The organism is Streptococcus sp. STR1/CE/0325 (assembly GCF_055386095.1).
In genome coordinates this window covers 1,039,796-1,051,273 of the sequence record NZ_AP045018.1, presented here as the reverse complement: position 1 = coordinate 1,051,273, position 11,478 = coordinate 1,039,796, and the positions used below count along the sequence as shown (strand labels likewise).

The 11,478-nt window shown below is 44.0% G+C and carries 11 protein-coding genes; 10 read left to right on the top strand and 1 reads right to left on the bottom strand.

Annotated features, from left to right (window positions below):
- Nucleotides 1-38 precede the first annotated feature (38 nt).
- The 6 genes from ACZ49W_RS05220 (at nucleotide 39) to fni (ending at nucleotide 4,980) form a co-directional block, all read left to right on the top strand.
- Entirely contained in the window at nucleotides 39-581 is a 543-nt protein-coding gene (locus tag ACZ49W_RS05220) for a hypothetical protein (RefSeq protein ID WP_464814273.1), read from the top strand.
- Nucleotides 582-688: 107 nt separating this feature from the next.
- Entirely contained in the window at nucleotides 689-865 is a 177-nt protein-coding gene (locus ACZ49W_RS05215; RefSeq protein ID WP_464814272.1) for a hypothetical protein, read from the top strand.
- Nucleotides 866-1,171: 306 nt separating this feature from the next.
- The gene (gene mvk / locus ACZ49W_RS05210; protein WP_464814271.1) at nucleotides 1,172-2,053 is read left to right on the top strand and encodes a mevalonate kinase; all 882 of its coding nucleotides are present in this window, start codon (nucleotides 1,172-1,174) and stop codon (nucleotides 2,051-2,053) included.
- Nucleotides 2,035-2,979, top strand: a complete 945-nt coding sequence (gene mvaD / locus ACZ49W_RS05205) for a diphosphomevalonate decarboxylase (protein ID WP_464814270.1) — start codon at nucleotides 2,035-2,037, stop codon at nucleotides 2,977-2,979. Before mvk ends, mvaD begins: the two co-directional genes overlap by 19 nt.
- Nucleotides 2,972-3,970 (top strand): phosphomevalonate kinase, encoded by a 999-nt coding sequence (locus tag ACZ49W_RS05200; protein ID WP_464814269.1) that lies wholly within the window; start codon nucleotides 2,972-2,974, stop codon nucleotides 3,968-3,970. Before mvaD ends, ACZ49W_RS05200 begins: the two co-directional genes overlap by 8 nt.
- Nucleotides 3,970-4,980, top strand: coding sequence for a type 2 isopentenyl-diphosphate Delta-isomerase (fni, locus tag ACZ49W_RS05195; protein WP_464814962.1), 1,011 nt, complete (start codon nucleotides 3,970-3,972; stop codon nucleotides 4,978-4,980). Before ACZ49W_RS05200 ends, fni begins: the two co-directional genes overlap by 1 nt.
- A gap of 55 nt (nucleotides 4,981-5,035) precedes the next feature.
- Here the strand turns inward: fni and ACZ49W_RS05190 are convergent, their stop codons facing one another.
- Nucleotides 5,036-6,016 (bottom strand): L-lactate dehydrogenase, encoded by a 981-nt coding sequence (locus ACZ49W_RS05190; RefSeq protein WP_464814268.1) that lies wholly within the window; start codon nucleotides 6,014-6,016, stop codon nucleotides 5,036-5,038.
- Between the two features lie 188 nt (nucleotides 6,017-6,204).
- Here ACZ49W_RS05190 and gyrA point away from each other — a divergent pair, with 188 nt between their 5' ends.
- From gyrA to ACZ49W_RS05170, 4 genes are all read left to right on the top strand, one after another.
- Nucleotides 6,205-8,655 (top strand): DNA gyrase subunit A, encoded by a 2,451-nt coding sequence (gyrA, locus tag ACZ49W_RS05185; protein WP_464814267.1) that lies wholly within the window; start codon nucleotides 6,205-6,207, stop codon nucleotides 8,653-8,655.
- Nucleotides 8,656-8,661: 6 nt separating this feature from the next.
- A complete protein-coding gene (locus ACZ49W_RS05180) occupies nucleotides 8,662-9,405 on the top strand; it encodes a class A sortase (protein WP_464814266.1) in 744 nt (247 codons plus the stop codon).
- A 474-nt stretch (nucleotides 9,406-9,879) separates the two neighbouring features.
- Nucleotides 9,880-10,281, top strand: a complete 402-nt coding sequence (gene gloA2, locus ACZ49W_RS05175; protein WP_464814961.1) for an SMU1112c/YaeR family gloxylase I-like metalloprotein — start codon at nucleotides 9,880-9,882, stop codon at nucleotides 10,279-10,281.
- A 68-nt stretch (nucleotides 10,282-10,349) separates the two neighbouring features.
- Nucleotides 10,350-11,321, top strand: a complete 972-nt coding sequence (locus ACZ49W_RS05170; protein WP_464814265.1) for a DUF1002 domain-containing protein — start codon at nucleotides 10,350-10,352, stop codon at nucleotides 11,319-11,321.
- Nucleotides 11,322-11,478 lie beyond the last annotated feature (157 nt).

The window sequence follows — 11,478 nt, the reverse complement described above, 5'->3', positions numbered from 1 at the left end:
TTTATTTGTTAATATTGCGACAGATATAAGGAGACACTATGGTTAATTGGACAAAAAGTCAAGTCAAAGCGATTATTGAACAGCACGAAGCCTACAAAAACGAAACAACTTATACTTTTTATATCGATGGAAAAGAATATACACAAGAGGACTTGGATCTTTGGCAGAAAAAAGAATATCTCAAGGTTAGTCGTTTTTTGAAAAGACTTTTAAAGAAGAATCTAGAGGTGGATCAAAAGAGTTCCTTGTCTGAACTAGAAACAGTCATCCTTCAAGAAAAACTGACTCTAAGTCAAGATCAATTACGCCAAAGACTAAAGACACAGATTGCTCTTGGAAATCTAACTTCCAAACTCTTGAGCACCTTTTCATTTGGAAGGCGGCGCATTTCTAGGGCAGACATATACGTAAAAAATCCTGTCTATCAGGCAGAAGAAGTCATGAAAAGATTCGAAGAGATGATGACGGTTAATCAAATAGAAAACCAGATGTTTAATTTTAAGGCTAATCCCAATCATTTTTATTCTAAAGGGGATGGAAAAAACAAACCGTTGTTGAAATCACTGGGGGCTCACCTCTAGCAACTGAGTTTACCCTTGTTTATGGTGATGATTCTGGCTTAGTTTCTAAAACCGATTCTAACTTTGATGTTGAGACTTTTGGGGCAGCTTATTTGTCAGGTGGTATGGTGATTGGAGGTGTGAGGCATAAGATGATTGATGAGAAAGACGGTGATTTGCATGTTCAATTACAAGTTGAGTTTCCAATCTTGACACCTAAAAGCATGATCCACCAACATGCGATCCATTTACTGGTTGAGTTTTCAAATTGGCTAAGAGATATTGAAATGAACGAGGTGAAATAAGGCTAGCGACAACCGTTTTCATGCTGAGAGAGTTCTTTCTTTTTTCTCTGTTTTAAGAAATGCTAGATTTTTCCATTCAATCCCTATATCACAGCTAAAAGTCGCATTTTTTTGCTATTTATATTACAATAGGTAGGCATAGTAATGTGATATAGTCTTTTAGTTTATCTTTTATGATTTTGTTAACTCGTCCTAAAAGCAAACGAAATGACTATAAAGTCTTTGTCTGGTTATCTTTTGCGTTTGTGTGACAGTTTCCTAAAATCAAGAGGCAAAGATTGAGAAATAAAAAGAGAAATGAGAACCATGAAAGAAAGTGGACAAGGTCTTGCCCACAGCAAGATTATCTTGATGGGCGAGCATGCGGTGGTTTACCATTATCCTGCGATTGCAGCCCCTTTACTGGATATTCAAGTGACCTGTCGGGTGACAGAAAAAGAAGAAATAAACCCTATTCCCTACGATAAGCAAGATACCTTAGATCGGGCGATTTGGCTGGCTTTAGACCATCTAGGACAGTTAGGCACTCCCTTAGCTTATGAGGTGGATTCTGATATTCCAGAAAAGCGGGGGATGGGCTCATCGGCTGCCGTCAGTCTAGCGGCCATTCGAGCGGTCTTTGACTATTTTGAAGCGCCCTTGTCTGATGAGGTGTTAGAAAGTCTAGCCCATCAAGCCGAACGGGTTGCCCATCACAATCCCAGTGGGTTGGATGTCAAGACCTGTATGAGCGATGAAGCAATTATCTTTGTGAAAGATCGAGGGTTTTCGACCATTTCCTTAGATTTGGACGCTTATTTGGTCATTGCAGATACAGGTATTTATGGACACACCAGAGAGGCGGTGCAAAAGATTGAAGAGGCAGGAGAAAAAGCGACCAGTCGTCTTGCTGTCTTGGGACGCTTGACAAAGGAAGCGGAGAGTGCTATTTCACAAAAACACCTGCAAAAACTAGGGAAAGCCATGACGGAGGCGCACCTTGTTCTGGATGAGCTTGACGTGTCCTGCCTTTTAGCCAATCAGCTCGTTGAGGCGGCTCTAGCCTTTGGGGCTTTTGGTGCCAAGATGAGTGGCGGTGGCCTTGGTGGCTGCATCATTGCCTTAGTGTCAAAAAAAGAAGAAGCCATAGATTTAGGGCAAGTTTTACAAGAGAAAGGGGCGGTCAAGACATGGATCGAAAAACTATAACGGTCACTTCTTATGCCAATATCGCCATTATCAAATATTGGGGAAAAAAAGATAGTGCAAGGATGATACCAGCGACCAGCAGTATCTCTTTGACCTTGGAAAATATGGTCACTAAAACCAGCCTGTCCGCCTTGGATGAGCGAGCAACGAGAGACCTCTTTTATTTGGATGGACAGCTCCAAGATGAAGCCGAACATCAAAAAGTCAGCCGAATTGTGGACCAATTTCGTCCAGAAGGTGGGCCTTTTGTGCGCATTGAGACTTTTAATCACATGCCGACCGCAGCTGGACTGTCCTCTAGCTCTAGCGGTCTATCTGCCTTGGTCAAGGCTTGTGATGCCTTTTTTGAGACCCATCTTTCCCAAGAAGATTTGGCGCAAAAAGCCAAGTTTGCGTCAGGCTCGTCTGCGAGAAGTTTCTTTGGTCCTGTGACAGCTTGGGACAAGGACACGGGTGAGATTTACCCTGTTAAGACTGATTTGAAGCTGGCTATGATCATGATTGTCCTCAACGATCAAAAAAAAGCCATCTCCAGCCGAGAAGGGATGAAACGGTGCGTGGAAACCTCAACGGTCTTTGAGGAATGGGTCAAGCAGTCTGAAAAAGATTATACAGCTATGCTTGACTATCTAGCGCAAAATGATTTTGAAAAAGTGGGCGAGCTGACGGAAGCAAACGCCCTTGCCATGCACCGCACAACTGAGTTTGCAAAACCTGCCTTTTCTTATTTGACTCCTGCGAGTTATGCGGCTATGGATAAGGTCAGAGCCTTGAGACAAGAGGGCTTTGCTTGCTATTTCACCATGGATGCAGGGCCAAATGTCAAGGTTCTCTGCCTTGAAAAAGATCTTGAAGCCTTATCCGAACGCTTGAGTCAGGATTATGAACTGATTATTTCAAAGACAAAGGACCCGGCAGATGACTGATACACATGTAAAAACCTGTGGCAAGCTCTATCTAGCAGGGGAGTATGCCGTGCTAACTCCAGGAAGAACGGCCCTCATCTATCCCGTTCCCATCTATATGTCTGCTGGAATTAAGCCAGCGGAGAGCTATCAGTTGACTTCAGATTTGTTTGACTATGGGGTTGATCTCATGCCAGATGAGGGATATGCCCTCATCCAAGAGAGCGTCCTACTCATGGAGAGCTACCTCCAAGCCATCGGCAAACCTATTTCTCCCATCCAGTTAGATATCTGGGGGAAGATGGAAAAAGACGGGAAAAAGCTAGGCATTGGCTCAAGCGGTAGTGTGGTGGTCTTGACCCTCAAGGCTATGGCAGCGCAGGCCCAGCTCACTTTAACACCAGATTTGCTCTTTAAGTTGGCAGCAGTCGTGCTCTTAAAGCGAGGAGACAATGGCTCCATGGGAGATATAGCCTGCATCAGTTATGAGAGATTGATTGCCTACACCAGTTTTGACCGTGAAAAGGTGAGAAGGTGGTTGGAAAAAGAGGATTTAATACGTGTTTTGGAGAAAGACTGGGGTTATACGATTGAGGTCATTTCTCCCTCCTTACCGGTTCTGCTTTTAGTGGGCTGGACCAAGGAGCCAGCCATTTCTAGCCATTTGATTAGAGAAGTCAAGGCTCACATCACGCCACAATTTTTAGAACAGATGGAAGTAGCTGTCAAGACTATGAAAGAGGGCTTGCTTCTTTCGGACAAGGTGGCATTTTTAAGTGGGGTTAGACAGGCTGCGACTCTTCTTGAAGGTTTACACCCAGCCATTTATTCGGAGTCCCTCAAGCGCTTGAGTGCTGGAGTAGAAGGATTTGATGCGGCTGCAAAGAGTAGTGGCGCAGGTGGTGGCGATTGTGGGCTGGCTTTTGCTTTTTCAGAGGCCACTTGCCAGCAGATTGAAGCAAATTGGCAAGAAGCTGGTATTGATTTACTAATGAAGGAGGTTCTCAGATGATAGCCAATCGCAAAGACGATCACATCAAGCACGCCCTTGCTTACCAGTCTCCCTATAATAGCTTTGATGATGTGGAGCTGATTCAAAGAGCTCTCCCTCATTATGACCTATCAGAGATTGATCTTTCCACCAGTTTTGCAGGAAGGACCTTTCCCTATCCTTTTTACATCAATGCCATGACCGGAGGAAGCGATCAAGCTTACGAGATTAACCGCAAACTCGCTCAAGTGGCTTCTGCTTGTGGGTTACTCTTGGTGACAGGGTCTTATAGTGCAGCCCTAAAAGACGAGAAGGCTAAGGCCTCTTATACCGTGATTAAGGAGCAGCCAGATGTTCTCCTTGGTACCAATATCGGTCTTGATAAACCTTATCAGGCAGGGCAAAAAGCGGTTCAAGATTTAGATGCCATTTTCTTGCAGGTGCATATCAATCTCATGCAGGAACTCCTCATGCCAGAAGGTGAGCGCACCTTTAAGCATTGGAAATCCCATTTGAAAGACTATGCGACCCAAATTTCTGTTCCAGTGATCTTAAAAGAGGTGGGTTTTGGCATGGATCTTGCCACCATCAAAGAGGCTTATGAGCTAGGAATTCGGACAGTGGACCTTTCTGGTAGGGGAGGCACTAGCTTTGCTTATATTGAAAATCAACGAGGAGATCACCGTGACTACCTCAATCAATGGGGGCAGACCACCGTGCAGGCGCTTTTCAATGCCCAGCCCATGATGGAGAAGATGGAGATTCTAGCCAGTGGTGGGATTCGCCATCCCCTAGACATGGCAAAGGCTCTGGCCTTGGGCGCTAGAGCAGTTGGATTGTCTAGAACCATGTTAGAACTGGTCACCACTCATTCTGTCGAGGATGCCATCGCCATCGTGGAATCTTGGAAAAAAGATTTGGCCCTTATCATGTGCGCCTTATCAGCTAAAAATATAGACCAGCTCAGACAGACCTCTTATATCCTTCACGGTCGCTTAGCTCAGAGTCAAGTGATTTACCGTGGAGAATAAGAGATAAAAGGCAACAAAAAAAGAAGTCCGTTAACGAACTTCTTTTTTAATGTTCTTAGTTTTTCACTGCTGAAGCAAATTCTTCTTTAGCGAAGGCTTCGTCAATGATTGCTTTCAATTGTTTAGCAGATGCTTGCATGAGCTCCAATTCTTTTTCATCAAGTGGGATGTTAACTGGAGCGACAAGACCATGTGCATTGATGATAGCAGGTTGTCCGATATAAACGCCTTCAACACCTTCGTATTGACCTTCTTGGTAAACAGATACTGGAAGGACAGCGTATTCGTTGTCAAAGATAGCTTTTGTGATACGAGCAAGGGCAACTGCGATACCGTAGTAAGTTGCACCTTTTTTGTTGATGATAGAGTAAGCAGCATCACGAACAGAAACAAAGAGGTTGTGAAGGTCTTCTTCTGTCTTGTCTTTTTCTTCGATCAACCATTTCTTAAGGTTCAAACCACCAAAGTTAGCGTGTGACCAAACGGCAAATTCAGAATCACCGTGTTCACCCATGATGTAGGCATGGACAGAACGTGCATCAACGTTAGCTTCTTCAGCAAGTGCTTGACGGAAACGTGCAGAGTCAAGAGATGTTCCTGAACCGATAACACGTTCTTTAGGGAAACCAGAGAATTTCCATGTAGAGTAAGTCAAGATGTCAACAGGGTTAGCTGCAACAAGGAAGATTCCGTTGAAACCAGCTTCAACGATTGAAGTAACAACTTCTTTGTTGATGCGAAGGTTCTTTTCAACAAGATCAAGACGAGTTTCACCTGGTTTTTGTGGTGCACCTGCTGTAAGGACAACAAGATCAGCATCACTAGCATCTGCATACTCAGCAGAGTAAACCTTTTTAGGTGAAGTAAATGGAAGCGCATGGCTCAAATCTTCAGCATCACCTTGTGTTTTGTCTTTGAAAATGTCAATAATTCCAAGTTCTTGTGCGATTCCTTGGTTAACCAAAGCAAAAGCATAAGAAGAACCTACGGCACCGTCGCCGACAAGGATAACTTTTTTGTGTAGTTTGTTTGTCATCGTGACACACTCCTTAAAATTTTATTAGAATTATTATTCTTCGTTTTCATTCTATCATTTTCAAAAGGATTTGTCATGATAGAAACATAAAGCGCTTAATTTTTTTTTACAGGAAGGCGCTTTAGCTGAATTTTTAGGGAAAGTATGGTATAATAGTAAATGATTTTCACTAGGAAAAGAGGTTGTTCATGAAGGACAAGCATTTAATTGATATTAACCTAACCAGCGAGATGAAAACGAGCTTCATTGACTATGCCATGAGTGTCATTGTTGCGCGTGCTCTTCCTGATGTTAGAGATGGGTTAAAGCCCGTTCATAGGCGGATTTTATACGGGATGAACGAGCTTGGGGTTACCCCAGATAAACCTCATAAAAAGTCAGCCAGAATCACTGGGGATGTTATGGGTAAGTACCACCCACACGGGGATTCCTCTATTTATGAAGCCATGGTTCGGATGGCGCAGTGGTGGAGTTACCGCTATATCTTGGTCGATGGGCATGGAAATTTTGGTTCCATGGATGGTGATAGGGCCGCTGCCCAGCGTTATACCGAAGCAAGGCTCAGCAAGATTGCCATGGAGATGCTCAAGGACATCAACAAAAATACGGTCAATTTTGTCCCAAACTACGATGGTAGTGAGCGAGAGCCAGAGGTCTTGCCGGCACGTTTTCCAAATCTTTTGGTTAATGGCGCGACTGGGATTGCAGTCGGCATGGCGACCAATATTCCGCCGCATAACCTGGGTGAAACCATCGATGCGGTCAAGCTCTACCTCGATAATGAAGATGTGACGACAAGAGAACTCATGGAGGTCTTACCGGGACCTGACTTTCCAACAGGTGGTTTGGTCATGGGGAAATCTGGCATTCACCGTGCCTATGAGACGGGACGAGGGTCTATCGTTCTTAGAGCGCGTACAGAAATCGAGGAGATGGCTTCTGGACGTGAGCGAATCGTGGTGAGTGAATTTCCTTATATGGTTAACAAGACCAAAGTTCATGAGCATATCGTGAAACTCGCTCAGGAGAAGCGTATCGAAGGCATCACAGCTGTGCGTGATGAGTCCAACCGTGAGGGGGTTCGTCTGGTGATTGAAGTCAGACGCGATGCTTCAGCTAGCGTGATTCTAAACAATCTCTTTAAGTTGACTAGCCTTCAGACCAATTTTGGTTTTAACATGTTAGCTATTGAAAAAGGCGTGCCAAAGGTCTTGTCTTTGCGTCAGATCTTGGGCAATTATGTCGAATACCAAAAAGAAGTTATCACTAGACGAACCCAGTTTGATAAGGATAAGGCAGAGAGCAGGGCGCATATCCTCTCTGGACTCTTGATTGCTCTTGATCATCTAGATGAGGTCATCCGCATTATCCGTAGCAGTGAGACTGATGAAATCGCCAAAAATCTCTTGATGGAGCGCTTTGATTTGAGTGAGCGCCAGAGTCTTGCCATTTTAGACATGCGTTTGCGTCGTTTGACAGGCTTGGAACGCGATAAAATCCAGTCAGAATATGATGAGTTATTGCGTTTGATTGCGGATTTGACAGATATTTTAGCAAAACCAGAGCGTGTGGTCGCAATCATCAAGGAAGAGCTCGAGGAGATTAAGCGCAAGTTTTCAGATGACAGACGTACCGAGTTGATGGTGGGAGAAGTTCTCTCAATTGAGGACGAAGACTTGATTGAGGAAGAAGAAGTCCTCATCACCTTGTCTAATAAAGGCTACATTAAACGCTTGGCACAAGACGAATTTAGAAGTCAACGTAGAGGTGGTCGTGGTGTGCAAGGGACCGGGGTCAACGATGATGATTTTGTGAAAGAATTGATCTCAACCAACACCCATGATGCTATGCTCTTTTTCACCAACGCGGGCCGTGTTTATCGTCTTAAAGGCTATGAAATCCCTGAATATGGTCGGACAGCTAAGGGACTGCCAGTTGTCAACTTGCTGAAATTAGCTGAAAATGAAACCATCCAGACCATTATTAATGTCAAACAAGACGATTTTGCGAGCAAGCATCTCTTTTTTGCAACTAGGTTTGGTGTGGTCAAGCGGGTCAGCCTTTCTGAATTTAGTAATATTCGTCAAAGTGGTCTGATTGCCCTTAATCTGAAAGAAAATGATGAACTCGTGAATGTTCTTTTGACAAATGAAGCAGATGATGTTATCATGGGTACTAAATTTGGTTATTCTGTCCGTTTCAAAGCAGCCGCGGTACGTCAAATGGGACGCTCGGCTACTGGGGTTAGAGGGATTGACCTTAGACCTGACGATAAGGTGATTGGTGTTGCGACCATTACAGACAATCAAGAAGTCTTGGTCCTCACTGAAAAAGGCTATGGCAAGCGCACCTCAGCTAGGGAGTATCCGACTAAAAATCGTGGAGGTAAAGGGCTTAAGACTGTCAGTGTGACGGAGAAAAACGGGGAGCTCGCAGGTCTTGTCACGGTAGATGGCACGGAAGATATCATGGTAATGACAGATACTGGAGTTATCATTAGAACCAATATTGCCCACATCTCCCAAACGGGGCGTGTGACTCAAGGAGTCAAGGTTATGAGACTGGATGAGAAGGCCAAAATTGTTACCTTTACCTTAGTGGATAAGGAAGAGGAAGAGAACAAAGAAAGCGAAGGATAAGCGCTCATGAAACGTAAGAAAAACAAGTTTAGATTAGGCAATGCTTTGCGCAGGACCTTGATTGTGGTCTTATTTGCGGTAGGGATTGCTCTGATTTTCAACAAATCCATCCGCAACAGCCTGATTGCGGCTAATACCAACAAGTATCAGGTTTCACATGTCTCTAGGGAAAAAATTGAGAAAAACAAGCAAAAAGACACGACCTTTGATTTTTCAGCTGTAGAGTCTATCAGCACCGAATCGGTCTTAGCCGATCAGATGGCGGCCCAAGATCTGCCCGTCATTGGAGGGATTTCTATCCCTGAATTGGGACTTAATTTGCCAATCTTTAAGGGACTTGGCAATACTGAGTTGACCTACGGGGCTGGAACCATGAAGGAAAACCAAGTCATGGGTGGCGAAAACAACTATGCTTTAGCTAGCCATCATGTGTTTGGCATTGCAGGGTCTTCTCAAATGCTCTTTTCTCCCCTTGATCGGGCGAAAAATGGCATGAAGATTTATCTCACAGATAAGGATAAGATTTATACTTATGTCATTTCAGAAGTGACGTCTGTAACACCTGAACACGTTGAGGTCGTGGATGACACGCCAGGTGTGAGAAACTTGACCTTGGTGACCTGTACTGATGCAGATGCCACCGCTCGGATTATCGTTCACGCTAACCTAGAGGGGGAAACAGATTTTGCCAAGGCGCCAAAGGATGTTCAAGAGTCCTTTACCAAAGCCTATAACCAAATCTCTCTCTAGAAGGAGCAATAAAGGGGCAGCAGGACTGCCTCTTTATTTTGAGAGAGTGGGTAAAAACGTCATTTCAAAGAAATGCCTTCTGTATCGTAGATTGCGACGTTTTTTGAGGTCAAGTTGACCCAATGCAAAAGCTAGCCAGTCGCCTAGCTTCTTGACAGCTAGCAAGAAGTGTGTGCTAAAGAGGAGGGGACCTCTATTGATGGCGAGTGGAACACGCCCTACGAACTTTGGAAAATTAGGAAAGCTTCCTAGAACTTTAGGGTTCTTCGTCAGCTTTCCTAATTTTCCAGTGTTCGCATACCGGGCTTTGTATCTTAGTGAAATTGAACACGGAGCTATTTTCTTCGGGAAAAAGATAAGTTGTCCTTGGAACTTGGTATTCCCCTCGTCCAACTTCCTATTTTCCCATCGAAAATTTCTGCCAAAGGCAGAATTGCTCCTTTGTATCTTAGTGAAAGGTTTATTATTTATTATATGAATTTGGATGCGATTCATCATGCGGCGATCATTGTTTCGGACTATGAGCGTTCGCGTGCGTTTTATGTGGAAACCTTAGGGTTTCGTGTGATTAGGGAAAACTATCGCCCTGATCGAGGTGACTACAAGTTAGATTTGGCTTGTGGGGGTGTTGAGTTAGAAATTTTTGGGCAAAAGGTGTCTGATGCGAGCTACCAAGCTCCGCCCAAGCGCCTCTCCTATCCGGAAGCTACGGGTTTACGTCATTTGGCTTTTGCTGTGGCAGATGTGGAGGCAGCCAAGGCGGAATTGGAGGACAAGGGCGTCTTTGTCGAGCCTGTCCGCAGGGACACCTACACGGGAAAGAAGATGACCTTTTTCTTTGACCCCGATGGTCTGCCTTTGGAGTTGCATGAGTAAGCTGTTAAGCTAAAAGTTAGTTTTGTATGCTAGACTGAAATCTAACTTGAAAAAGGAGTATTACTGATATGAAATTAAAACAATTAGCAGTAGGAAGTTTGGTGGTGTTAGGCTCAAGTCTTGCCTTATCCACAGCGAGTGCGGCCACTCAAGTGCAAAAGGTCATCGACGAGACTTATGTGCAGCCCGATTATGTCTTGGGATACTCGCTAGACCAAGCGCAGCGTGAGCAGACCCTTGATTTGCTCCAATACGATAGCACAAAGGATCAAGAAGAGGCTGTCAAGACCTTGACCACCAGTGATTATGCCAAGATTATGGATGTGGCAGACGATAGTAGCTTACAGCTCTATTCATCCGTCAAGATCAAAAAATTAGGCAAATCTGAAACTCTTCAAGTCAAGATCGTGACACCAGAAAATATTACCAAGGTCACGGAAAATATGTATCGTAATGCTGCGGTGACCTTAGGAATCGAGCATGCGCAAATCAGTGTGGCTTCTCCGATTGCTGTCACAGGAGAGAGCGCTCTGGCTGGAATCTACTACTCGCTAGAGGAAAAAGGGGTCAAGGTTTCTGACGAGAACAAGCAACTAGCCCAAGAAGAACTCTCTGCAATCTCCAACATCAGTCAGGAAAACCAAGGCAAGGAAGGCTTTGATGCCGACAAGCTCAATGTCGCTATGACAGACATCAAGTCAGCCGTGGCAGATGGTGGCTCTAAGCTCAGTCAAGAGGACATTAAAAAAATCGTTGAGGATACTCTGACTAGATATGGACTCAAGTCTTCCATGACGCAAAATCAGATAACCCTTATCATCAATTTTGCGGTCAATCTTTCTAAAAGCAATATCATCACAGATGCTGATTTCAAAAAGACCCTCTCATCTTTGAAAGACAGTATTGTCTCTCAAGCGGGCTCTCTTTTTGACAAAATTAATCTCAACTTTGATGCCGGAAAAACACTAAATGAAAGCAAGGGCTTTTTTGAACGCATTTGGCAACAAATTGTAGCTTTCTTTAGCCAATTTACAGGATAGTCTGTTATTTATCGATTTTTAATAAATGATGTGTATGTTTTAAATTTTTTTGAATTTTTAAAATCACCCTTGTCAGATGAAATAGACGAAAGTACCTCCTATGACACTTTAGTGAATAGGAGGTATTTTGTTAATGATAGAGTAATGTATTTATTCT